At 67.1% G+C, this 22,571-nt stretch carries 20 protein-coding genes and 1 tRNA gene; 13 read left to right on the forward strand and 8 right to left on the reverse strand.

Annotated elements, in window-relative coordinates:
* Positions 1-58 precede the first annotated feature (58 nt).
* Positions 59-781 (forward strand): LGFP repeat-containing protein, encoded by a 723-nt coding sequence (locus KZX46_RS18970; protein WP_219775265.1) that lies wholly within the window; start codon positions 59-61, stop codon positions 779-781.
* On the opposite strand, the gene rimO is transcribed toward KZX46_RS18970, so the two are convergent.
* From rimO to serS, 4 genes are all read right to left on the reverse strand, one after another.
* The gene (rimO, locus tag KZX46_RS18975; RefSeq protein ID WP_226896062.1) at positions 778-2,106 is read right to left on the reverse strand and encodes a 30S ribosomal protein S12 methylthiotransferase RimO; all 1,329 of its coding nucleotides are present in this window, start codon (positions 2,104-2,106) and stop codon (positions 778-780) included. The genes KZX46_RS18970 and rimO overlap by 4 nt on opposite strands.
* Positions 2,107-2,259: 153 nt before the next feature.
* The gene (locus KZX46_RS18980; RefSeq protein WP_219775266.1) at positions 2,260-3,264 is read right to left on the reverse strand and encodes a M23 family metallopeptidase; all 1,005 of its coding nucleotides are present in this window, start codon (positions 3,262-3,264) and stop codon (positions 2,260-2,262) included.
* Between the two features lie 2 nt (positions 3,265-3,266).
* Positions 3,267-4,028 (reverse strand): 5'/3'-nucleotidase SurE, encoded by a 762-nt coding sequence (gene surE / locus KZX46_RS18985; RefSeq protein WP_219775267.1) that lies wholly within the window; start codon positions 4,026-4,028, stop codon positions 3,267-3,269.
* Between the two features lie 248 nt (positions 4,029-4,276).
* Entirely contained in the window at positions 4,277-5,557 is a 1,281-nt protein-coding gene (serS, locus tag KZX46_RS18990) for a serine--tRNA ligase (RefSeq protein WP_219775268.1), read from the reverse strand.
* Between the two features lie 394 nt (positions 5,558-5,951).
* Here serS and KZX46_RS18995 point away from each other — a divergent pair, with 394 nt between their 5' ends.
* The 4 genes from KZX46_RS18995 to KZX46_RS19010 all read left to right on the forward strand — a co-directional run bounded on the left by KZX46_RS18995 (position 5,952) and on the right by KZX46_RS19010 (position 11,244).
* Positions 5,952-6,911: a zinc-ribbon domain-containing protein gene (locus tag KZX46_RS18995; protein ID WP_219775269.1), complete on the forward strand. Its 960-nt coding sequence runs from the start codon at positions 5,952-5,954 to the stop codon at positions 6,909-6,911.
* Positions 6,911-7,864, forward strand: a complete 954-nt coding sequence (locus KZX46_RS19000) for a 2OG-Fe(II) oxygenase (RefSeq protein ID WP_219775270.1) — start codon at positions 6,911-6,913, stop codon at positions 7,862-7,864. Before KZX46_RS18995 ends, KZX46_RS19000 begins: the two co-directional genes overlap by 1 nt.
* Before the next feature lie 16 nt (positions 7,865-7,880).
* Positions 7,881-9,101 (forward strand): acyl-CoA dehydrogenase family protein, encoded by a 1,221-nt coding sequence (locus KZX46_RS19005; RefSeq protein ID WP_219775271.1) that lies wholly within the window; start codon positions 7,881-7,883, stop codon positions 9,099-9,101.
* A 157-nt stretch (positions 9,102-9,258) separates the two neighbouring features.
* Positions 9,259-11,244: a serine hydrolase gene (locus KZX46_RS19010; RefSeq protein ID WP_219775272.1), complete on the forward strand. Its 1,986-nt coding sequence runs from the start codon at positions 9,259-9,261 to the stop codon at positions 11,242-11,244.
* Between the two features lie 13 nt (positions 11,245-11,257).
* Here the strand turns inward: KZX46_RS19010 and KZX46_RS19015 are convergent, their stop codons facing one another.
* Complete coding sequence (locus KZX46_RS19015) at positions 11,258-12,772, reverse strand: sulfotransferase (RefSeq protein ID WP_219775273.1); 1,515 nt, start codon at positions 12,770-12,772, stop codon at positions 11,258-11,260.
* A 240-nt stretch (positions 12,773-13,012) separates the two neighbouring features.
* Between KZX46_RS19015 and KZX46_RS19020 the strand changes: the two genes are divergently transcribed.
* The 6 genes from KZX46_RS19020 (at position 13,013) to KZX46_RS19045 (ending at position 17,563) form a co-directional block, all read left to right on the forward strand.
* Positions 13,013-14,530, forward strand: coding sequence for an acetyl-CoA acetyltransferase (locus KZX46_RS19020; protein WP_219775274.1), 1,518 nt, complete (start codon positions 13,013-13,015; stop codon positions 14,528-14,530).
* A gap of 16 nt (positions 14,531-14,546) precedes the next feature.
* Positions 14,547-15,155 (forward strand): GNAT family N-acetyltransferase, encoded by a 609-nt coding sequence (locus KZX46_RS19025; protein ID WP_219775275.1) that lies wholly within the window; start codon positions 14,547-14,549, stop codon positions 15,153-15,155.
* Between the two features lie 54 nt (positions 15,156-15,209).
* A complete protein-coding gene (locus tag KZX46_RS19030) occupies positions 15,210-15,377 on the forward strand; it encodes a bacterioferritin-associated ferredoxin (protein ID WP_216708661.1) in 168 nt (55 codons plus the stop codon).
* A gap of 67 nt (positions 15,378-15,444) precedes the next feature.
* A complete protein-coding gene (gene bfr / locus KZX46_RS19035; RefSeq protein ID WP_219775276.1) occupies positions 15,445-15,933 on the forward strand; it encodes a bacterioferritin in 489 nt (162 codons plus the stop codon).
* A 129-nt stretch (positions 15,934-16,062) separates the two neighbouring features.
* Positions 16,063-16,737, forward strand: coding sequence for a PEPxxWA-CTERM sorting domain-containing protein (locus tag KZX46_RS19040; RefSeq protein WP_219775277.1), 675 nt, complete (start codon positions 16,063-16,065; stop codon positions 16,735-16,737).
* Positions 16,738-16,888: 151 nt separating this feature from the next.
* On the forward strand, positions 16,889-17,563 hold the full coding sequence (locus tag KZX46_RS19045) for a PEPxxWA-CTERM sorting domain-containing protein (protein WP_219775278.1): 675 nt from the start codon (positions 16,889-16,891) through the stop codon (positions 17,561-17,563).
* 151 nt (positions 17,564-17,714) lie between these two features.
* Here KZX46_RS19045 and KZX46_RS19050 read toward each other — a convergent pair whose 3' ends face one another.
* Positions 17,715-19,124, reverse strand: a complete 1,410-nt coding sequence (locus KZX46_RS19050; RefSeq protein ID WP_219775279.1) for a reverse transcriptase domain-containing protein — start codon at positions 19,122-19,124, stop codon at positions 17,715-17,717.
* A gap of 427 nt (positions 19,125-19,551) precedes the next feature.
* Between KZX46_RS19050 and KZX46_RS19055 the strand changes: the two genes are divergently transcribed.
* Positions 19,552-20,304, forward strand: coding sequence for a hypothetical protein (locus tag KZX46_RS19055; protein ID WP_219775280.1), 753 nt, complete (start codon positions 19,552-19,554; stop codon positions 20,302-20,304).
* A gap of 316 nt (positions 20,305-20,620) precedes the next feature.
* On the opposite strand, the gene KZX46_RS19060 is transcribed toward KZX46_RS19055, so the two are convergent.
* A complete protein-coding gene (locus tag KZX46_RS19060; protein WP_219775281.1) occupies positions 20,621-21,625 on the reverse strand; it encodes an SDR family oxidoreductase in 1,005 nt (334 codons plus the stop codon).
* 156 nt (positions 21,626-21,781) lie between these two features.
* On the opposite strand from KZX46_RS19060, the gene KZX46_RS19065 reads away from it, so the two are divergent.
* Positions 21,782-21,868, forward strand: a tRNA-Leu gene (locus KZX46_RS19065).
* 31 nt (positions 21,869-21,899) lie between these two features.
* Here the strand turns inward: KZX46_RS19065 and KZX46_RS19070 are convergent.
* Entirely contained in the window at positions 21,900-22,430 is a 531-nt protein-coding gene (locus KZX46_RS19070; RefSeq protein WP_219775282.1) for a GNAT family N-acetyltransferase, read from the reverse strand.
* Between the last annotated feature and the right edge of the window lie 141 nt (positions 22,431-22,571).

Genomic DNA, 22,571 nt, shown 5'->3' on the forward strand with positions numbered 1-22,571 from the left:
ACATGACACCACGCACGGCTTCGGGTAATTTCCCGGGCTTGGCGGTGGGGGACCGGCGATGGCCGACGACAAGGGCAGCAGCTTCTGGACGACATTGCCCGGCATCCTGAGCGGGATGGCGGCGCTGGTCACCGCAGGAGTGGCGGCCTACGCGCTGCTTCATGGCGGTACGCCATCAGCGCGCGCACCGGCATCTCAGGCGATCGAAACCACCCTGCCCGATGGACCGGCAGCGGCGAAGTCGGCCGACGAACCGGCCGGGGCGATCGCGACACGCCTAAACGGCGATCCCGCGTTTAAGGAGAGCCTTGGCGCGGCGACCGGGCCCGAAGTCGACGCCCCCGGCGGCGGCCGCGCGCGCGATTTCACCAACGGCTCGATCTACTGGCACCCCTCGACCGCCGCCTTCACCGTGCACGGGGCGATCCGCGACAAATATCGCGACCTCGGCGGCCCGAGCTTCGGCTACCCGACGACCGACGAGCTGACCCCGCCCGACGGTGCCGGGCGCTTCAATCACTTCCTGTTCGTCTACCCGAACGGCCTCCGCGAGGATCGCTCGATCTACTGGCGACCCGATCTCGGCCCACATGCGATCCAGGGCCTGATCCGCCTCAAATGGGCACAAAGCGGCTGGGAGGTCGGCCCGCTCGGCTATCCGACGAGCGACGAATATCAGGCCGGGGTAATTCGGCGGCAGGACTTCGAGCATGGCCTGATCGACTGGTCGATGGCGAGTGGCGCGCAGATGACGTTGAGCTCAGCGGCGGCGCCGCACTAGACCGGCACGCCGAACAGGTCGACCTCGTCGGCGTCCTCGACCCGGACGGTGACGATATCGCCGACCGCGAGGCCGCCTGCGTCGCGGAGGTGGACCTCGCCGTCGATTTCGGGGGCGTCGTACTTCGAGCGGCCCGATGCGCCGCCGTCTTCGTCGACCGCATCGATCAGGACGTCGAGCGTGCGCCCGATCTTCATCGCAAGGCGGGCTTCGCTGATCGCCGACTGGTGCGCCATGAAGCGGTGCCAGCGGTCGGACTTGACCTCCTCGGGCACGGCTCCGGGCAGCTCGTTCGCCGCCGCACCCGCGACCGCCTCGTATTTGAAGCATCCCGCGCGGTCGATCTGCGCCTCGCTCAGCCAGTCGAGCAGGTACTCGAAGTCGGCCTCGGTCTCGCCCGGAAAGCCGACGATGAAGGTCGAGCGCAGCGCGAGATCGGGTTGCACGCTCCGCCACCGCCGGATGCGGTCGAGCACCTTTGCCTCGTTCGCCGGACGGCGCATCGCCTTGAGCACCGCCGGTGACGCGTGCTGGAACGGGATGTCGAGGTACGGCAGCACCAGCCCCTCGGCCATCAGCGGGATCAGATTATCGACGTGCGGATACGGGTAGATGTAGTGCAGCCGCACCCACGCGCCCGTTGCCCCGAGCGCCCGCGCTAGATCGACGACATGCGCGCGGATCGGCTGCCCGCCCAGCACCGACACCGCGTGGCCGATGTCGACGCCGTAGGCGCTCGTATCCTGGCTGATGACGAGCAGCTCCTTCGTGCCCCCAGCAACGAGCTTCTCCGCCTCGCGCACCACCGCATTGGCCGGGCGGCTGACGAGGTCACCGCGGATCGACGGGATGATGCAGAATTTGCAGCGGTGGTTGCAGCCCTCCGAAATCTTGAGATAGCTGTAATGGCGCGGGGTCAGCTTGAGCCCGATGTCGGGGACGAGGTCGAGATACGCCGACTTGGGCGCGGGCGCGGTGGCGTGGACCGCAGCGACGACATCGGCATATTGCTGCGGCCCGGTCACCGCGAGGACCTTGGGGTGCGCCGCGCGGATCATGTCGGCTTCGTGGCCGAGACAGCCCGTGACGATGACGCGCCCGTTCTCGGCGATCGCCTCCCCGATCGCGGCGAGGCTCTCGGCCTTGGCTGAGTCGAGGAAGCCGCAGGTGTTGACCAGCACGACGTCGGCCCCGGCATAGTCGGGGGACATGCGGTAACCGTCCGACCGGAGCTGGGTCAGGATGCGTTCGGAATCGACCAGCGCCTTGGGGCAGCCGAGCGAGACCATGCCGATTTTCGGCGCGGGTTCGAGGATGAGGGTCATCGGGGGCCTGTAGGGGATAAATCGAAAAACTTCGAGCCGTCATCCCGCAGCACCCGTCACCCCGGCGCAGGCCGGGGCCCAACTCTCCCCGCAACGCGCAGTTCGTCGCTTGCTCAACTATGGGCCCCGGCCTACGCCGGGGTGACGAGCGGGTTACGACCTTGGCGGTAGCAGCTTGACCGGATCAGTCGCCGCGCGCCCGCGCCGCAACTCGAAATGGAGTTGCGGCTCGTCGACTGCCCCCGTCGCCCCCGACCGCGCGATGACGTCACCCTTCGCAACCTTCGCGCCGCGCGCGACGAGCAGCGTCTCGTTATGCCCGTACGCCGAGACCCAGCCGTCGGCGTGCTTGATCAGGATCAGGTTGCCGAACCCCGCGACCGCGTCGCCGGCATACGCCACCACCCCATCGGCGGCGGCGCGGACGGCGGTCCCCGGCGACGCCTTGAGGTTGATGCCGTCGTTGTAGCGGCCGCCCGGCTTCGGCCCGAAGCTCGACAGGACGCGCCCCTCGATCGGCCACGCGAACACCGGCGTTCCGGTCGGCAGCGCGGGGAGCGGGGCGAGCGCGGCGGTTGCGGGCGCAGGGGTCGGTCTCGGAACGAACGGCCTGCTCGCGGCGGGTTTGGGTGTGGCCTTCGGCGCGGTTGACGGTGCCTCGGGTGCGGCGGCGAGCGCGACGGGCGCACGCGTCGCGGGGCGCGGCCGGGGCCGCGGCTTCGCGGTCACCGGGTCGCCCCCTGCCGGTTCGGCCCCGGTGATCAGGTCGTCGATGTCGATCTTGAACGCCTTGGCGCGGTCCTCGACCGACATCGCCGCGACCTGCTTCGCGCTCGGCAGGAGCAGGCGGTCGCCGATCTCGATCGTGTACGGGGCCTTGAGATGGTTCGTGGCGATGATCCGGCTCCACGACACGCCGTACGCCCTGGCGATGGCAATGCCGGTCTCGCCGTATTTGACGGTGTGGATGCGCCCGCCGGGAACCGCGACCGCGTCGGTCACGACCCTGTGCGCCTGCCACGGCGGCTTCGGCGCGGGGGCGACGGCAGGGGCGGCGATCGGGCGTGGCGTAGGCGCAGGGACATAGCGCGGGGCCGCGACCCGCCCGCCGCATCCGGCGAGCAGCCCGGCGGTGAGAAGGACCGCCGCGCGCCGCATCGCTATTCGAGCCCCGCCATCGCTTCGCGCAACGCCGCCATCGTCGGATAATGCGTCAGGTCGAGGTGGAGCGGCGTCACCGACACCCAGCCGCCGCGCACCGCCTCGAGGTCGGTCGCATGGCGCGGCGTCTCGATCTCGCGGCCATAGCCGAACCAGAAATACGGGAAGCCGCGCGGATCGGTCCGTCCGACGATGTTGATGTTGCCATAGTCGCGGAACCCCTGCTCGGCGACGCGGACGCCCTTCGCCTCGCCCGCCGGGAAATTGACGTTCATCAGAACGCCCGCCGGCCAATCGGTCCCGTTGAGCCGCCGGATGATCTCCGCACCGTGCTTGATCGACGGGGCGAAGTCCTCGTTACCGACGGTATAGTCGCCCATCGCCTGGCTCAGTGCGATCGAGCGGACGCCGGCAAGGCACCCCTCCATCGCCGCCGAGACGGTCCCCGAATAGGTCACGTCCTCGGCCATGTTCGGCCCGCGATTGACCCCCGACAGCAACAGGTCGGGGCGGTGGTCCTTCATCACATGGCCGATCGCCATCATCACGCTGTCGGTCGGCGTCCCGCGCACGGCGAAGCGCTTTTCCCCGAGCTGCCGCAGCCGGATCGGCGCGGTCAGCGTCAGGCTATGCCCGGTCCCCGACTGCTCCTCGGCGGGCGCGACGACCCAGACGTCGTCGGACAATTCGCGCGCGATCGCCTCGAGCGCGACGAGCCCGGGAGCCTCGATGCCGTCGTCGTTGGTCAGGAGAATGCGCATGCTGCTTCCTTAAATCCTCCCTCGCACTTGCGGGGGAGGGGGACCATGCGCTTGCATGGTGGAGGGGGCTTTACGGGCGGACGGCGCGGCGCGGTAGCCCCTACGGTGTCGCTCTTTCTGCTGCCCTCCCCTTTAGAGGGGTCGGGGGTGGGGCAGTCGCCGCGAGCACCGAGCCCGTGCTTTCCCCACCCCCGGGCCGGCGCAAGCGCGCCGTCTCTCGCCCCTCCCCTGAAGGGGAGGGGAAGCACTCAACCGGGCACCAGCTCCGTCACCCCGCCCATGTACGGCGCCAACACCTCGGGCACCGCGACCGAGCCATCCGCCCGCTGATAATTCTCGATTACCGCGACCAATGTCCGCCCGACCGCGAGCGCCGAGCCGTTGAGCGTGTGGACGAATTTCGTCCCCTTTTCGCCGCGCGTCTTGTAGCGGGCGTCCATCCGCCGCGCCTGGAAGTCGCCGCAGTCCGAACAACTCGAAATCTCGCGATATGCGCCCTGCCCCGGCAGCCAGACCTCGAGATCGTAGGTCTTGCGCGCCGAAAACCCCATGTCGCCCGCACACAACAGCATCCGCCGATACGGCAGGCCGAGCGCATCGAGGATGCCTTCCGCGTGCGCGGTCATGCGTTCGTGCTCGGCAGCGGCGGCCTCGGCATCGGCGACGATCGCGACGAGCTCGACCTTGTCGAACTGGTGCTGGCGGATCAGCCCGCGCGTGTCGCGCCCCGCCGACCCGGCCTCCGACCGGAAGCACGGGGTCAGCGCGGTGAAGCGCAGCGGCAGGTCGGCGGCGTCGACGATCTTCTCGCGGACGAGGTTGGTCAGCGACACTTCCGCCGTCGAGATCAGGTAGCGGCCGTCGGTCGTCTTGAACAAATCGTCGGCAAACTTCGGCAGCTGCCCGGCCCCGAACACCGCTTTCTCGAGCACGAGCAGCGGCGGCGCGACCTCGGTGAAGCCCCCGGTCTCGACATGCCGGTCGATCATGAACTGCCCGAGAGCGCGGTGGAGGCGGGCGAGCGGACCCTTGAGGACAGCGAAACGCGCACCGGCGATGGTCGCGGCGGTATCGGGGTCGTAGCCGAACTTGAGCGCGAGGGTGTCGTGTTCGCGGGGGGTGAAGTCGAAGGTGGGGGGGGTGCCGCGGGTGTGGACGACGACGTTGGCGGACTCGTCGAGGCCGTCGGGGACGTCTTGGGCGGGGAGGTTGGGGAGGCCCGATAATTCAACTTCCAAGGCGATCTGAAGTTCTGTCTCGCGCGCTTCCAAAGCGGGCAATCGTGCTTTGAGTTCGCCGACCTTGAAAATCGCCATTTGGGCTTGGAGTTCATCGCCAAGCGCCTTCGCCTCACCAATCATTTTGGAGGCTGAGTTTCGCTCTCCTAATCCCTTTTCGTACTCGGTTTTAACCCAGCGAAGAGTGGCATCGACGTCGGTAATCTGCGCTGACTTAGCGAATAAGCCCCGGCGCGCGAGTCCCGCGTCGAAGGCTGCCGGGTCGGCGCGGATGGCTTTGATGTCGTGCATGATGCGGGAGGCTATGGCGGCGAGGCGGGCGGGAGGCAAGCGCGAGGCGCTGCAACCTCCCCGTCATCCCCGCGAAGGCGGGGACCCATCACCCCAACCGTTCGTGTTGATGGGTCCCCGCCTGCGCGGGGATGACGGGACAGTGAGCGCGGGTGGGCGGGCACGCTCTAGATCCTCCCCGCCTTCGAGGGGGACCATGCCCTTGCATGGTGGAGGGGCGGGGGAACGAACTCACACTTAAAGCCTGCTCCGCCGCCCCTCCACCGCGAAGACGCGGTCCCCCTCCCCGAAGGCGGGGAGGATCAAGAAGGTGAAGCCCGGCGCATCCCACCGCAAGCGATGCCGATCAAGCGAGGCATTGTCCCCGCCCCTCCCCTCGCGCTACTCATCAACCATGATCGCCACCTGTCCCGCGTGCAGCAAACGCTACCGCCTGCCCGACGACGCGGTCCCGCCCGAGGGGCGGAGCGTGCGCTGTGCCGCGTGCGGCCACGGCTGGACCGCCTTCCCCGCGCCGCCGCCCGCCATCGACCGCGAGCCGGGGCTGCCGTTCACGCCGCCGCCGTCGTCGTTCGCCGCGCCGACCGTTCCAGCCGACCCGATCGGCGGTCCCGCGATCAGCCCGACCGCAGCAGCAGGCGCAACCGCTCGCGACAGTACCGTCGCACCCGCCCGCGCCTTCGCCCCCCAACCCGACCGCGCCGCGATCATCGACGAGTCCCCCGCGGCGACGATCGGCGCGTACCGCCAACGCATCCCCGAGCCCGAAGCCGACGATCGCGGCCCGCGGCGGTGGCGATGGATCGTGCCGTTGCTGCTCGTCATCATCGCGCTCGGCGCGGTCGCGGTGGTCGAGTTCGCCCCGGCGTCGACGTTCAACCCGCCGCGCCTCGGCCTGCCCGCCCCGGCGGCGCTCGGCCTGCCCGCGATCGACCTTCCTCCGCTCGACCTGCCGCCGCTCGTCCTCCCGAAGCTGGCGCTGCCCAAGCTCGACCTGCCGCCGCTCGACCTGACGAAGATCCCCATCGTCGGCGCGCGGCTCGACGCGATCGCCCATCCGATCGCCGCGCCGCCGTCGCCGCTGACGATGACCGTCGCGGGCGAGCGGCGGCATTTGGCAAATGGCGGCGCGGTGCTCGTCCTGTCGGGCAGGATCGTCAATCCGACCGCGAACTTCGTGCCGGTCCCGGCGATCGAGGCGCGGCTGCTCGATCCGGCGGGCAAGGTCGCGTACCGCTGGCGGATCTCGGCGCCGGTCACGTCGCTGCCGCCGCACCACGAGGTCCCGTTCGAATCGACCGCGGCGAATTATCCGCCGAACGCCGAGCGCCTCGACCTCGCCTTCGCCCGCTGATGGCCGGGTCGACCGTCATGGCGCAGGCCGAGGCCCTGGCGAACGCCGGGCGCGAAGCCGAGGCGCACGCGCTCGTCGCCGCCGCGGTCGCGCGCGGCGACCCCGAGGCGATGATGGCGACCGCGGCGTGGAAGCTGTTCGGGATGGATGGGCCGCGCGATCCGGGAGCGGCGAAGGCGCTGCTCGCCCGCGCCGCCGATGCCGGGCACCTCCCCGCGCTGACTTTGCTCGCGCGGATCACCGGCAACAGCGCGTGCGGCCCGGCGGGCTGGGGCGCGGCGATCATCTTGCTCGAACGCGCCGCCGCGACCGATACGAAGTCGCGCGCTGAACTCACCCTTGTCCGCGCCCTCGACCGCCCGCTGCCCGCCCCCGAACGCCTGTCCGACTCGCCCAACGTCGTCCGCTTTCCCGGCCTGCTCAGCCAGGCCGAATGCGACTGGCTGATCGCCGCCGCCGAGCCGGGAATCGCGCCGTCGCTCGTCGTCGACCCGCGCTCGGGACGCCCGATTGCCGACCCCGTCCGCCGCGCCGGGGCGATGAGCTTCGGGCCGCTCGACGAAGACCTCGCCGTCCGCGCGATCGGGCTGCGCATCGCCGCCGCGAGCAATACCGGAATCGACCGCGTCGAGCCGCTCGCGGTCCTCCGCTACAACCCCGGCGACGAATACCGCCCCCACCTCGACACGATCCCGGGGCTCGCCAACCAGCGCGCGGTGACGGTGCTGACCTACCTCAACGACGGCTTCGACGGCGGCGCGACGGTGTTCAGCGAAACCGGGTTGAGCGTCGCGCCGCGGACCGGTGACGCAATCGTGTTCCAGACCCTCGACGCCGCCGGACGCCCCGACCCGATGACCCGCCACGCCGGGGCGCCGGTGACGCGCGGTACGAAATATCTGTGTTCGCGCTGGATTAGATCGGCCGCGCATGACATCTGGTCGCAACCATAATGAGGGAGAGACGGCCATGATGTTCGACTACAGCGACAAGTCCAAGGGACTGATCGACAAGCTCCGCGGCTTCATGGACGAACACATCTATCCCAACGAAGCGCGCTACGAGAAGGAATCGGCGGAGGGCGAGCGCTGGAAGGTGCTGCCCGTGATCGAGGAATTGAAGCCGGTCGCGCGCGCCGCCGGGCTGTGGAACCTGTTCCTCAACATCTCCGCACACGACACCGCCGAGTGGAAGGGCCCCGGCCTGACCAACCTCGAATACGCCCCATTGGCTGAGGAAATGGGCCGCGCGGGCTGGTCGTCGGAGGTGTTCAATTGCTCGGCCCCCGACACGGGCAACATGGAGGTCCTCCGCACCTACGGCTCCGAAGCGCAGAAGGCGAAGTGGCTGCGCCCGCTGATGGACGGCGAAATCCGCTCGGCGTTCCTGATGACCGAGCCCGCGGTGGCGTCGTCGGACGCGACCAACATCGAGACGAGCATCGTCCGCGACGGTGACGATTATGTCGTCAACGGGCGCAAGTGGTGGTCGAGCGGCGTCGGCGACCCGCGCTGCGCGATCGCGATCGTCATGGGCAAGTCGGACACCAATGCGGCGAAGCACCTCCAGCAGTCGCAGATCCTCGTGCCGCTCGACTCCCCCGGGATCGTCAAGGTCCGCGCATTGAAGGTGTTCGGCTACGACGACGCGCCGCACGGGCATTACGAGGTGATCCTCGACAACGTCCGCGTCCCCGCGTCGAACATCGTCCTGCGCGAGGGCGCGGGCTTCGAGATCGCGCAGGGGCGCCTCGGGCCGGGCCGCATCCACCATTGCATGCGCAGCATCGGCGCCGCCGAGCGCGCGCTCGAAAAGATGTGCAAGCGCCTGAAGTCGCGCGTCGCCTTCGGCAAGCCGATCAGCGAGCAGTCGATCTGGCACGAGCGGATCGCCGACGCCCGCATCGCCATCGAGCAGGCCCGCCTGCTGACGCTCAAGGCGGCGTACATGATGGACACCGTCGGCAACAAGGCAGCCAAGCGCGAGATCGCGATGATCAAGGTCGTCGCGCCGAACATGAGCTGCATGATCCACGACATGGCGATCCAGGCGCACGGCGGCGGCGGCGTCAGCCAGGACTTCGGGCTGGCGAGCGGCTATGCCCAGCAGCGGACGCTGCGACTGGCGGACGGCCCGGACGAGGTCCATCGCGCCTCGATCGCAAAGGAAGAACTGCGGCGGTACAACTAAAGCGGCTCTGCCGGACACGAGAGAGTAGTTGTTGCGGCGGAGTCATGACGAAGGTCGTAACTCCGTCGTAACTGTCTTCGTGTAGATTGCCTTGCGTCATCCGAAGTCGCCGAGAAGCCGTAGCGCTTCCGGCGGCGGTGACCGGGGGGATCTTTCAATGACCGACTTTACCGCATGGCATGGCAAGTCGTTCGCCGAGCACGTCGCGTTGCGCGACGCCGCCGCCGCGACTGGGTATCGCTTCCTGTCGCTCAGCCTGTACGGCGCGGTCGGATCGCCCGTCTACGCGGCGGTCATGATCAAGCGAGCGACGGTCGTCGCCCAGCGCGACTGGCCCCTGATGACCAGCGCCGAGTGGCAGCAGACATTCAACGACCAGGCGAAGCTCGGGTACGGGCCGGTGATGATCGCGGCGACCGGCTTGGCGGCCGACCCGCGCTTCGCCGCGGTGTTCCAGCCAATGAACCCGATACCGCTGACGCGCGGCGGGCTGCGTTCGGGGGATCCCGCCGACGCCGGCACGATCCAGGGCATGAATGCCGTCGCGCGCAAACAGGGGCTGATGCTCCATTGGGCGGCATCGTACGGCGACCCGGCCGACCCGCGCTATGCCGCGATCTGGGTGCCGGTCACCGACCATAGCCTGTGGAATGCCGACGGCGTTGCCGATACCGCCGCCCAATATCAGGCGCGGTTCAACGCCCAGACCTCGGCGTGGTGCCGCCCGTCGTTCGTCACGCTCGATGCCGGCAGCCGGTATCTCTCGGTCTTCACCGATCGCGAGACCGGGCCATGGATCGCGCGCCACGACATGACGCCAGCGGGGTATCAAACCGAATTCGATGCGCACAAGCAGGCGGGCTTCTACCCGGTCTGCGTCCAGGCGGCGGGGACGTCGGCAGCGAACGCCCGCTTCACCGCGCTGTGGGTCAAGACCGAGGCGGTCACCCCGCGCGTTTTCACCCCGACCGGCCCGGTCACCAACGCGGCGATCGATGCGATCATCCTTGCGGCGATGCAGGCCAGCCCGGTCAAGCACGCCGGCCTCGCGATCACCCACGGCACGCGGCTGGTCTATGCACGCGGCTACACCTTCGCCGAAGCCGACTGGCCGATCGCCCAGCCGACGACGCGATTCCGCATGGCGAGCGTGTCGAAGACCGTGACGGCGATCGCGATCCGCCAGCTGATCGACGCCGGGCAACTCCAACTCGGCGACAAGCTGCAGGACAAGCTCCAGCTCAAGACGCCGGGCGGGGGAGCGCCCGCCGACGGCCGCTTCGGCAGCATCACGATCCAGCACCTGCTCGAACACAAGAGCGGCGTAAAAACCAACAACTTTATCGCCGGCGACCTTGTCCAGTCGGCGTTCGCCGCTGCCGGGCACTCGATCACGCTCCCGGTTACGGCCGAGCAGACCGATGCCTATGTCGCCAGCCTGCCGCTCGACACGACCCCCGGCGCGACCGCGGTGTACAACAACTGCGGCTATTATCTGCTGGCGCGCGTCGTCGCCAAGCTTCGCGGCACGGCGACGCCGGTCGCCGCGTTCCAGCAGACGATCTTCGCACCACTCGGCATCCAGCACATCGGTCGTGCGGGCAACCTCGTCACGGCACAACCTCCCGGCGAGGCGCGCTATCAGTCGGCGACACTGGCGCTCGCGACGAGCGACATGACCAACGACCGGCCGCTGGTTCCCTCCGAATATGGCGACGAGCAGCTATCGATCGCCGATGGTAGCGGCGGGCTCAGCGGGTCACCTGTGGACCAGGCGCGGCTGATCGCGGCACTGCTGGTCGGCAAGGACACCGCCATGCTCAAGGCGGCATCGGTTATGGCGATGCTCGACGCCGGCGCCGCGGTCAACGCAACCGGGACCCGCGCCGGCTATGGCTTCGACGCGATCACCAAACTCGCCGGTGGCGGCTATCGCGCACAAAAGGGCGGCTCGCTGCAGACCTCGAACAACGTCCTGTCGTTCGACGGGCAATGGGGATTGGTGATGGCGTGGGCATCGCCGCCGTCCGCCGCCGACGCGGCGTGGTACCCCTATTACGATACCGTCATGGCGATTGCGAAATCTGCCGCCTGGGGACCGGGCGACCTGTTCGCGACAAGCTACGGCATGGCACCGCTTTAGGGCCGGACCCCGGTCAAGCCGCGACCCACTCCGCCAGCACCGGCATCACCGGCTCGAGCTGCGCCGCATATTTCCGCCATTGCCCCGACCCGTCGAACAGCGGGCGGCGGACCTGGTGGACGCTCGCTGTCTTGACCGGGCGGGCGCTCGCGGTGCGGGCGAAGTCGCGCAGGCCCGGCGACCACGGCAGCCCGGCGAAGTCGCACAGCGCTTGCGTCGCGCCGTCGAAATCGTGGACGAGGTCCTCGTAATTCAACACGTGCGCATCGAGCGGCAGCGTGTCGAGGCAACGGCGGATCAGCCGCATCACCGCGCCGTAATGCTGTGCCACGCGCGGCAGCGTGGTGAATTCGATCGTCACCGGCGAATAGACGAAGCTGCGGCGGAAGCAGCTCCAAACGACGTCGCGCGCATCGCGCTGGACGATCACGACCTTGGCATCGGGAAACAGCCGCGCGATCAGCGGCAGCGCCGGGGCCTTGAACGGGTCCATGTCGACGAAGGTGCTGCCCGCGACGTCGATCCCCGCCGCCGCGACCCGCGCCCAGTAATCGGCGCGCAACGCCGCCGCTTCGTCCGCGCTCAGGCGGGCGAGCGCCGCAATGCCGCCAGGCGCGAGATACCCCGTCGATGCAGCGAGCGTCGGCGTCTCCTCGAGCGTCGTCACCCCCGGCACCGTCGCCAGGACCTGTTCGGTCAGCGTCGTCCCCGACCGCGGGTAGCCCAGCAGGAAAATGTGGCGCGCCGCCTCTCCCGCCACCGCCGGAGCCGGCCCGGCTAGCGCCCCCGGTGCGAGCCGCGCCACCGCCGCGTCGATCGCCTCGACCTCGTGCCGCGCTGCCGCGTCGTGGCCGCCATGACTCTCGACGAAGCGCGCATTGGCACGAGAGTAAGCGTCGAACGCAGCGTCGGTCCGGCCCATCGCGTCGAAGGCGTCGCCGAGCAGACCGAGCGCGACGATCGCGTCGTTGGCAGTGACACCGGTCTGCCTGATAAACCCACGCAGCCGCTCGGCGGCGGCAGCGTGGCGCCCGTCCGCCATGTCGCAACGCGCGACGGTCATCACCGTCATCGCGTCGCCCGGCGCGAGTGCCAACGCATGCGCGGCATGGTCGCGCGCGGCGTCGACCTCGCCAAGCAGGAATTCCATTGCCGCAAGGCCCGCGAACCCCGGCGCGGTCGCGGGCGAGAGCTCGGCGACCTTCGCATAGCCTGCGCGCGCGTCCTCGGTCCGGCCGCTGGCGTCGAGCGCAAGCGCACGCCCGAACCACGCCGCTACCATCGACGGATCGACCGCAATCGCGCGGTCGAGCAACGCCAGCGCCCCATCGAGCTGGCCGGTAAAACGCAGCGCATCGCCGGCAGTCGTCAGGATATTGGGGTCGTCGGGAGCGAGTTCGACCGCACGCGCGAACAGCGCAAGCGCCGCTGGCTGGTCCCCCGCCTGTTGCCGCCAGTACGCGTTGAAACACAGGCTCATCGCCTCGGCAGCTGCGGTCTTGGCCGCTTGCTCACGCACTGTCGCCATCTACTCACCCGCACTAAAGTCTGTGCAAGGAACGACTCGGCAGCGGCAAAGCCCTCGCGCTTCGGCGCTGAAAAAGACCGTTTCGTATTGATCCGAAGATAGTTGCGGCGATTCGGCTACGGGAGCGGACAAATCGCCGGCGCTGGCAGCACGCGTGTCCGCGCTGTCGCACCGCCAGCGCGAGACGAGCCGACCGCAACGCTATACATCATCGCAATCGTCCCTGTCGGAAGCCCGCGCATGATCGACCCCCGCACCCCCGTCCTCGTCGGCGTCGCGCAGTTCACCGACCGCGACTCCGCGCCCGCCGACGCCGGGTCGCCGCTCGACCTGCTCGCGCGGGTCGGGGCGGCGGCGCTCGCGGATGCGGGCGGCAGCGGCATCGCGCTCGACACGATCGCGGTCGTGCGGCTGTTCGCCGACTCGTCGCCCGCCTTCGCGTCTCCGTTCGGGCGCTATGCCAATTCGCCGAAGTCGCTCGCCAACCGCCTCGGGGTGTCGCCCGGTACGTGCCTGTACGGCCCGGTCGGGGGCAACACGCCGCAGATGCTCGTCAATTTGATGGCGACACGGATCGCCAACGGCGAGGCCGACGCGGTGCTGCTCGCGGGGGTCGAGGCGCTGCGGACGCAGGCACACGCGGCGAAGGCGAAGATCACGCTCGACTGGTCCGACGATCCGGGTGGCGCGCCCGACACGCTCGGCAAGGAGGTCCACCTCGTCAGCCGCCACGAGATGGCGCACGGCGTCGCGATGCCGGTCAATGTCTATCCGTTGTTCGAGAGCGCGGTCGCGGCGCGCTACGGCGACACGCCGGTCGGGCATCGCGAGCGGATCGGCGCGCTGATGGCCGGGTTCACCCGCGTCGCCGCCGCCAACCCCCATGCCGCGCTACCGGTCGAGCGGACCGCCGCCGAGCTCATCACCCCGACCGAGACCAACCGCTACATCGCCTATCCGTACACCAAGTATCTGAATTCGAACATGTTCGTCGACCAGGCCGCCGCCGTCGTGATGATGTCGACCGCCGCCGCCGACGCCGCCGGGGTCCCGGAAGCGAAGCGCGTCTACCTCCACGGCTGCGCCGACACCCACGAGCATATCCTCGTCAGCGACCGCGTCGACCTGAGCACCTCGCCGTCGATCCGCATCGGCGCCGCCCACGCCCTCGCCCACGCCGGGATCGGGGTCGCCGACCTCGGCCCCATCGAGCTGTATTCGTGCTTCCCCGTCGCGGTCGAGATCGCCGCCGACATGATCGGGCTCGCCCACGACGACGCGCGCGGGCTGACGCTGACCGGCGGCCTGCCGTACTTCGGCGGCCCGGGGAATAACTACAGCATGCACGGCATCGCCGAGATGGTCGCGCGATGCCGGTCGGACCGCGACGCCTACGGGCTGGTCTTCGCCAACGGCGGCTACCTGACCAAGTCGAGCTTCGGCGTCTATTCGGCGCGCCCGACCGAAGGCGCGTGGACCCGCACCGACCCCGCGACCTATCAGGCCGAGATCGACGCCGAGCCTGGCCCCGGCTTCACCGAGACTCCCGACGGCGCCGCGACGGTAGAGGCGTTCACCGTCGTCCACGACAAGGGCGTCCCCGCCTTCGCGATCATCGTCGGGCGGCAGGCGAGCGACAACCGCCGCTTCCTCGCGCAGGCGCACGAGGGACTCGCGGCGCTGATCGACACGCAAGTCGTCGGACGTCGCTTCACCGTCACCACCGGCGATCCGGTCAACCGCGCGGTGTTCGCTTAAGGTGGTCGAGCCCGACATGATCGCCGCATGGCTCCACGCCCGGTCGCTCTCGCGCGGCCTGCCGCTCCCGGTGCCCGATCATGGCGGGTGGCGGGTCGACACGGGGTCGGCGAGCGAGACCCGCCGCCACGTCTTCACCGCGATCGGCCCCGGGCTGCGCGACCTCGGCGCGGCGACGACCGAGCCCCGCGTCTTCGTCAAGCTCACCGACACCCCCGCAGCCCTGCTCGCGGTGCTGCCGCCGCGGTGGCGGATCGACAGCGTGGCGAGCGTGATGGCCGGCCCGATGGCCCCCCGCACCGCGCCGCTGCCGCCGGGCTATCGCATCGAGGTCGAGCCCGGCGACACCGTCGTCGTGCTCCGCATCCTCGCCCCCGACGGCGGCATCGCCGCGAGCGGGCGATCAGCGCGGCACGACGGCGTCTTCATCTACGACCAGATCGTCACCGCCGAGCCCCACCGCCGCCGCGGTCTCGGCCGCGTCGTCATGGCCACGCTCGGCAGCCATCGGCGCGAGGGCGAGCGCGAAATTCTCACCGCGACTGCCGACGGCGAGGCGCTTTACACCACGCTCGGCTGGACAGTCGTGTCGCCGTGGTCAACGGCGGTGCTCCCCGCACAATAGCTATTGCGACTAAGTCGCATCATCACTAGGTTGATCGGCGAGGGAGAGTCGCCGATGGTCGTCTGCGTGTGCAATGCCATTCGGGAGCGCGACGTGCGCTCCGCCGCTCGTGGAGGCTGCGCGACGCCGTGCGCCGCCTATGCCAGCCTCGGCCGCCGCCCGAAGTGCGGCCAATGCCTCCCGTTCGCCCGCGCGATCATCGCCGAGGAACTCGCCGCCTGAAGCTGTTGCCTTTGCCAGATAGCGTACCCTCGGCTAGACCCGGGGTCGAACAGCGCAAGGACGGCACATGAAGGGCGACCCCAAGGTCATCGAGTTCCTCAACGAGGCGCTGCGCAACGAACTGACCGCGATCAACCAATATTGGCTGCACTACCGCCTGCTCGACCATTGGGGCGTCGAGCGGCTCGCCGATTTCGAGCGCCATGAATCGATCGACGAGATGAAGCATGCCGACTGGCTGTCGGCGCGCGTCCTGTTCCTCGACGGCCTGCCCAACTTCCAGGCGCTCGGCCGCCTGCGGATCGGCGAGACGGTCGAGGAGGTCCTGAAAGCCGACCTCGCGCTCGAAGGCGACGCGATCCCCCTGCTGCGCGACGCGATCGCGCACTGCGAAATCGTCCGCGATTATATCAGCCGCGACCTGTTCAAGCGCATCCTCGACAATGAGGAGGAGCACGTCGATTATCTCGAACGCCAGTTCGACATGATCGCGCGGATGGGCATTCACAACTACATCCAGCTCCAGTCGAAGCCCGCCGACGCGCAGATCAGCTGACCCCCCAGCGCGGGCCCGCTGCCCGCGACCGCCGACCCCTAACTTGCGATAGTATTTGCCGCAGCGACGGAATTGTTGCATGGGCGAAACGTTGGCCGCGTTTTTAGCGCGGCCTGGGGGGGTATCAGTATGCGCACGAGTATCAGTCTGGCCGCGAGCCTCGTCGCGCTCGCCGTCGCCGCTCCGTCGGCAGCGACGATCTACACGCTGACCTACACGGGCACGATCCAGAACGTTCAGCTCAGCGGTGCCGCGAATTCCTCGTCCGGCTTTGCGAACGGCGACGCGTTCGTCGCGAAATACACGGTCGACACCGGCAACGGCAGCCGCTCGACCAGTCCCGGGTACGACTCGCTCCATGGCGGGCCCGAGAACGGGCACGCGCTGGCGGCCACGGTCGTCTTCACCGTCAACGGCATCAAGCAGATCGCGTTCGGCAGTGCGGTTGATTCGGCGGTCGCGCTTTACTCTGGCGAGCTCGACCTGAACGTCGCCGCCGTCGATGATTATGCATCGTCGGCCGCGACGACCTATTACGGAATTTACGCGACCACCACGTCGCTCGCCGCGACCAATCTCGACCAGATCCCGCGGGGCGCCTTGTCTTCGCAGTCATCGGGTCATTACATCAATTATACCTATAATTACGACACGAACCGCACGGTGTCCCGCGCAACGGGTGATTTCATCTTCGACTCGGTCGCCGTCGCCGTTCCCGAGCCCGCGTCATGGCTGATGATGATCGCCGGCTTCGGCCTCGTCGGCGTCACCGCCCGCCGCCGCCGCCTGGTCCTTACGGCGTAAACCGGCAGTCGCGCAGATCGCCTGAGTCCGCGACGCGCCGGTCCGCCTCCCGGGGTCGGCCGACGCGAAATTGCGGATTGCCGCACCGGTGATATCGTTACATAAGTGGAACGTTAGTCATGCGCTGTGCGGGCTGCGGCGGGGTATCGGTATGCGCAAGATCATCATCTGGGCCGCGAGTTTCGTTGCGCTCGCCGTCGCGGCGCCATCGGCGGCAGCGATCTACACGCTCACCTACTCCGGGACGCTGAGCAACGTCAGCTCTGGCGGTAGCGCCAATCCGGTATCCGGCTTTCAAAACGGCCAGTCGTTCGTGGCGACGTACACGGTCGACACCGGCAAGGGCCATCGCCTGACCGGGCCCGCCTATGACTGGGTATATGGCGGGCCCAACAGCGGTACCACGTTGGCGGTCACGACCGTCTTCACGGTCGCCGGCGTCAAGCAGACCGCTTTCGGCAGCGCAGTCGATTCGGCGGCATATCTCATCGGTGGCGCGCTTGACCTGAACTCCTATGCCATCAACACGTCTGCTTCATCCACCTTGATGACCTACGGGATTTACACGAACAGAACCGGCCTTGGTGCTTCGGCGAGCCTTGAGGATGTCCCGCGGACCGCCTCGGCTTCACTGTCGACCGGGTATTATTCCTATACCGTCTATGATTTCGATCACGCCCAGTATCAGTCCGAAGGACAGGGCACTCTCAACATCGACTCGGTCACGGTCGCCGTCCCCGAGCCCGCATCGTGGCTGATGATGATCGCCGGCTTCGGGGTGGTTGGCGTGGCTGCTCGGCGGCGGCGCGTGGTCGTTGCGGCGTAGAGCGAACCAAGCGTCAGGGTTGGTGACCTTGCCCGGCGCGTACTGGTACCCAAAACGACGTCTTCAGGGGCGACCAGATCATCGCCGCCACTAACCGTCGCCGGACCATCGGTTACCGGTGGCCGCAGGCGCTCGACTACCACTAGTCATTTTATAAGAGAATGTTGGCGATCTCAGTCTTCATTCGCGTACGAACTATAAGTCCGTAGTTCGCCAGCTGATGGCCGATAGTGTGTCCGAGCGGGCCGAATGCGTCGATCGCACGTTTAGCGTACGTCCAGAAAGTCCATGAATCGTAGGTAGCACTCGGATCAAAGTCAGATACCCTTCCGTAACGCTGCAGAAACTTGGGCGCATCAAATCTATCCTCGACATATGCTTTGTCCTTTCCCGGATATCGTCGCACCAACGCCCGGGCTTCAGCACGTAATGAGCGAGACACCTTTCGGTACAAGCGCGACAGCGTTGCATCACGCAAGTAAGCGGCCTTTCCGTCGTATCGAAACCCAAGATATTCTAACCCATTCTTGCCAAGATCCCCGTGAAGTTTTGCAAAGGACTGCCCGCCATCAACTGGAAAGTATTTCAGTACCGAGGTCTTACTTGCCTTTATAACGATTCTCGATCCATGCTTAGTAATTTCCGATATCGCAAAATCCCGTGCTGCGAGCGCAGCTGATTCACTACCAGGAATAATTATTATAATATCATCGGAGTATCGAAAGAAAACTCCACCAATGTTATTAACATATTCTTTTATGGCGCTGTCGAAGTCAATTAGATAAATATTTGCTAGCATATCAGATATAGGTGATCCCTGAGGAATACCAAAATCGTTCTTGTTAACCTCAACTAGGCTATTAAACTTACCATTCTTGCCACAAATTTTCTCTCGGAAATCTTTATTTGTACATAATTGGCGGGGCATATCCTTAAACCCGGTGGTGTAAATCGGAATCCTACTTAACCCTTTAGCCTGCCATGCCAAATAGCCGAGACGTTCATAGGCAGCGTCGCGATCGACTATCGAATATCTTGTAATAGCTTTGCTGACCGCAAGGTGGTCGTGCGGTAGCTTCGTCACGCCGAGTATACCGCACCACTTTTGTACCAATAATGCGTGGTCGATGCTCTCAAAGAATTTGCTGATGTCGAGCGTAACAACTGCCGCATTGCCAAATTCTCGAATGACGTTGAAGGCATCCAGTGCGAAGTCGATATTCGACTTTCCCTTCCCACCGGCAGTCGTGAGCTTCCGATAAGCGATGACGCTTTCCGCAAGCCCCCGAGCCGCCAGCGCGGCCTCGTAGGGTTCACGCAGAATGTTCCTATAATATGAATAGATGTACGCGTCGCGTCTGCTCGCAAATCGCAGTTGTCGCTTGTCCTTATCTGGCTTCCCCCCCTCCTGTCCCCGAAAGGGCTGCCACCGCTCCTCAAAGCGCATGAACGGGTAAAAGCTATTACGAGCAACAGCTATAGGATCAGCTACCAGTTTGTTGATATCAACTAAACGAATTGATTTATCAAAGTGCGATAGTGCTTTAACTTGGGAACCCAATCCATGACACCTCCCTCCACGAGAGGGGGGAAGAACATCCGCGCCCCATGCGGAATATTCCTTACGGAAAGGTTCTTCCCCCAGCACTGCTGTCTATCGAGCGTCGATTACACTCTATTGGGACGTTTTCGAACGAAATCGAGTATACTGTCACAGTGTGTATCGTCGAGACTCACGTCCCGGCTGACACCTCAACCTTCATCCAAGCGAGCGAGGCGACTATGCACCCGACCGACCTGAAATTAGCTGTTGACGGTATAAACTAACTACTCCCGTCGCTTAAGCTAAAGGATGCCAGACCATAACGGATCTTAAACGATCCGTCAACCTCTTCGATCTGCTATCAGACGTCAGCGACCTTATTCTCTCCTTGACTTGTAGGACTTATTTGGTTAACTGATCTCCCGTTCTAAACAGGAGCGGTTCAATGTCCTACACACACGACGCCACGCCGACCTCGCCCACCCCACGCGCGACGCGCAGCGACGGGTGGACGACCGAGCGGCAGCTCGACTTTCTCGAGGAACTCGCGGCGCACGGCAATGTCGAGCAGGCGGCGGCGGCGGCCGATATGTCGGCTTCGTCGGCGTACCGCCTGCGCGCGCGCGATGCCGAGGGGGCCTTTGCGGTCGGCTGGCGGGCGGCTTCGGCGATGGCCTATTATGCGATCCGCGAGCTCGCGATCGCGCGGGTGACGCGCGGGGTGACGGTGCCGGTCATGTATCGCGGCGAAATCGTCGGGACCAGGGCGATCTTCAGCGACCGCCTGCTGAAAGAGCTGCTCAAGCATCTGCAGCCGGTCGCCGGCGCTCCTGCGGCGAACGGCGCGCGCCGCCCGGTGCCCGACCCCGCCATCGCTTATGCCGCGACGGTCGACGCCTATACCGGCGCGCTCGAAACCGGCGACGAGCCGGTTGCCCCGCGCGTCGACGACGGCACCGGACCCGACCACGGGCCGACGCAGGCCGAACTGACGGCGGTGCTCATGCGCGACGAACGCCGCGCCGACCGCTGGCTGGATGTCGTGGGCGAGGAGCTGACCGGCGCGGACCTCGACGACGCGGCGTCGATGGCCGATCTCGACGAGGATATCAGGACGTCGTGCGCGGCGGATTGCTGGGAGCGCGGGGGGCGGACGACCGGCGGCGGGCGGAGCGAAAAAGCGCCGGCGTTTGTGTGAACTTATTTTGAACTTAGGGCGGTGCGGCCGTGGAGGATTAGCGAGATGTCGAGCAGATAGCAGGCGTGACCATTCATTCATTGTCATCCACGCGAAAGCGGGGACCTAAAGTCACTGTCGGGTGGTGACCTTGGGTCCCCGCCTACGCGGGGATGACAAAGGGGAGAGAGGACAGGACGGCAGGAGGCAGATTGGGCGGACCGTCAAAACTTGTCATCCCCGCGAAAGCGGGGACCCAAAGTCACAATCGGCAGTGACCTTGGGCCCCCGCCGGCGCGGGGATGACATCGGGGAGCGAGGCCGGGGCGGGCTCGACCTACGGCTGGCCCTGTCCGCCGCCTGCGCCGAGCACGTTGCCGGTGGTGTAGCTGCCGCCGTCCTCGGCCGCGCGGACGTACAGCCCGGCGATCTCAGCGGGCATGCCGGGACGCCCGGCGGGGGTCTTGCCGCCGAACGACATCTGCTTGTCGGGCTGCGCGCCGCCCGACACCTGGAGCGGGGTCCAGAAGGGCCCGGGGGCGATGCCGACGACGCGGATGCCCTTCGGCGCGAGCTGCTTCGCGAGGCTCTTGACGTAGTTCATCGTCGCCGCCTTGGTCTGGGCATAGTCGTACAGGTCCTCGCTCGGGTCGTACGCCTGCTCCGACGTCGTGCCAATGATCACCGCGCCGGGGGGCAGGTGGGGCAGCGCCGCCTTGATGATGTGGAACGGCGCGTAGATGTTGGTCTTCATCGTCGCGTCGAACGCCTCGTCGGTTATGTCGAGGATCGACTTCTGGCTCTGCTGGCGACCGGCATTGTTGACGACGATGTCGAGCCCGCCGAGGCCCTTGACCGCTTCGGCGACGAGATGGCGGCAGAAGGCGGCGTCGCGGAGGTCACCGGGGATCGCGACCGCGGTGCGGCCTTCACGGCGGATCAGGTCGATGACCTCGCGCGCATCCGATTCCTCCGACGGGTAGTAATTGATCGCGACGTCGGCACCTTCGCGAGCAAAGGCGATCGCGGCGGCGCGGCCGATGCCGCTATCGCCGCCGGTGACGAGCGCCTTGCGCCCGGTCAGCCGGTTGTTGCCCTTGTAGCTCGTCTCGCCGCAGTCGGGGACCGGGTCCATCTTCGACTGGAGGCCGGGCCACGGCTGCTTCTGCTCCTTGAACGGCGGCTTGGGGTATTTGGTCCGCGGGTCGCTGATCTTCGCCGGGCCGGCGGGGGTGCTGCCGCTCGACTGCGCGACGGCGGGGGCCGCCGCCATCGCAGCGAGGCCGATGCTGGCGGCGCCGACGACCTGGCGGCGCGAGGGTCCATTGTCGTTCGAGTCCATGAGATCGCTCCTGATTTGGGGTCGGGAGGCGAACTCGTGCTGCGGTCAAAGGTTCAGGCTGCGACATCGGGTGCGCGACACCGGTTGCACCCGCCACCGGCCTCTGCTAATCGCGCCCTCCTACCGGCTGGGGCACGCCCCGGACATGATGGTCGTGCGGCCATGGCGGAACTGGTAGACGCGCAACGTTGAGGTCGTTGTGGCCGAAAGGCCGTGGAAGTTCGAGTCTTCTTGGCCGCACCAATCGCCCCCTGAGCGGGGGCCCCGACCCCGGCTAGTCGAGCCGCTTGGTCATCCGGATCAGCGGCACCTCGACATCGCCGACGGTGTCCGCCCGATGCTCGGCGACGGCATAGCCCGATGCGCGATACAGCGGCTCGCCCGACAGCGTCCCCATCAGCACGACATGGCGGAACCCCGCCGCCCGCGCCGCTGCCTCGCACACCTCGAGGATCAGGCGGCCGACGCCGCGGCGGACGAAATCGGGGTGGGTGTACATCGCCCGGATGCGCGCCGGATCGGTCGCCGGGTCGAGCGGGGTCGCGTTGCGCAGCGCAGTGCTGTGGTCGCCGCCATAAACCCCGGCGCGGTAGCTCCACCCGCCGCAGCCGGCGATGCGGCCATCGCACTCGACGATGAAATAAGTGCGGTCGGCGACGAGCTGGGTATCGAGGCCCATCAGGCTATGGCTCGCGGCGACCTGCGCCGGGGTGAGGAAGCCGCGCTGGTTGGTCTCGATCGCCGCCAGCATCAGCCCGCGCAGGGTGTCGAGGTCGGCTTCGGTGGCGAGGCGGTGGGTGAACATACGTGGCATACTGCTGCGGTGGCCGGGCCGCGACAAGGCACGGCGGCGGCGAAAGCCATGCTTCGTCCGGATAAGTGAATAATCCCTTGGCATTCTGGCCGTCCCCGGCCAATCGGGGAGCGACATCACATCGAAGGAGAC

This window comes from Polymorphobacter sp. PAMC 29334 (assembly GCF_019431245.1).
Classification (GTDB): domain Bacteria; phylum Pseudomonadota; class Alphaproteobacteria; order Sphingomonadales; family Sphingomonadaceae; genus Polymorphobacter_B; species Polymorphobacter_B megasporae.

Bases quoted from the DNA above. Each gene is read 5' to 3' on its own strand.
- KZX46_RS19040 (WP_219775277.1), top strand. From the start codon at position 16,063: ATGCGCACGAGTATCAGTCTGGCCGCGAGCCTCGTCGCGCTCGCCGTC.
- KZX46_RS19060 (WP_219775281.1), bottom strand. From the start codon at position 21,625: ATGGACTCGAACGACAATGGACCCTCGCGCCGCCAGGTCGTCGGCGCC.
- KZX46_RS19015 (WP_219775273.1), bottom strand. From the start codon at position 12,772: ATGGCGACAGTGCGTGAGCAAGCGGCCAAGACCGCAGCTGCCGAGGCG.
- KZX46_RS19055 (WP_219775280.1), top strand. From the start codon at position 19,552: ATGTCCTACACACACGACGCCACGCCGACCTCGCCCACCCCACGCGCG.
- serS (WP_219775268.1), bottom strand. From the start codon at position 5,557: ATGCACGACATCAAAGCCATCCGCGCCGACCCGGCAGCCTTCGACGCG.
- KZX46_RS19025 (WP_219775275.1), top strand. From the start codon at position 14,547: ATGATCGCCGCATGGCTCCACGCCCGGTCGCTCTCGCGCGGCCTGCCG.
- surE (WP_219775267.1), bottom strand. From the start codon at position 4,028: ATGCGCATTCTCCTGACCAACGACGACGGCATCGAGGCTCCCGGGCTC.
- KZX46_RS19020 (WP_219775274.1), top strand. From the start codon at position 13,013: ATGATCGACCCCCGCACCCCCGTCCTCGTCGGCGTCGCGCAGTTCACC.
- KZX46_RS18970 (WP_219775265.1), top strand. From the start codon at position 59: ATGGCCGACGACAAGGGCAGCAGCTTCTGGACGACATTGCCCGGCATC.
- bfr (WP_219775276.1), top strand. From the start codon at position 15,445: ATGAAGGGCGACCCCAAGGTCATCGAGTTCCTCAACGAGGCGCTGCGC.
- KZX46_RS19045 (WP_219775278.1), top strand. From the start codon at position 16,889: ATGCGCAAGATCATCATCTGGGCCGCGAGTTTCGTTGCGCTCGCCGTC.
- KZX46_RS19030 (WP_216708661.1), top strand. From the start codon at position 15,210: ATGGTCGTCTGCGTGTGCAATGCCATTCGGGAGCGCGACGTGCGCTCC.
- rimO (WP_226896062.1), bottom strand. From the start codon at position 2,106: ATGACCCTCATCCTCGAACCCGCGCCGAAAATCGGCATGGTCTCGCTC.
- KZX46_RS18980 (WP_219775266.1), bottom strand. From the start codon at position 3,264: ATGCGGCGCGCGGCGGTCCTTCTCACCGCCGGGCTGCTCGCCGGATGC.
- KZX46_RS19000 (WP_219775270.1), top strand. From the start codon at position 6,911: ATGGCCGGGTCGACCGTCATGGCGCAGGCCGAGGCCCTGGCGAACGCC.
- KZX46_RS18995 (WP_219775269.1), top strand. From the start codon at position 5,952: ATGATCGCCACCTGTCCCGCGTGCAGCAAACGCTACCGCCTGCCCGAC.
- KZX46_RS19010 (WP_219775272.1), top strand. From the start codon at position 9,259: ATGACCGACTTTACCGCATGGCATGGCAAGTCGTTCGCCGAGCACGTC.
- KZX46_RS19070 (WP_219775282.1), bottom strand. From the start codon at position 22,430: ATGTTCACCCACCGCCTCGCCACCGAAGCCGACCTCGACACCCTGCGC.
- KZX46_RS19005 (WP_219775271.1), top strand. From the start codon at position 7,881: ATGATGTTCGACTACAGCGACAAGTCCAAGGGACTGATCGACAAGCTC.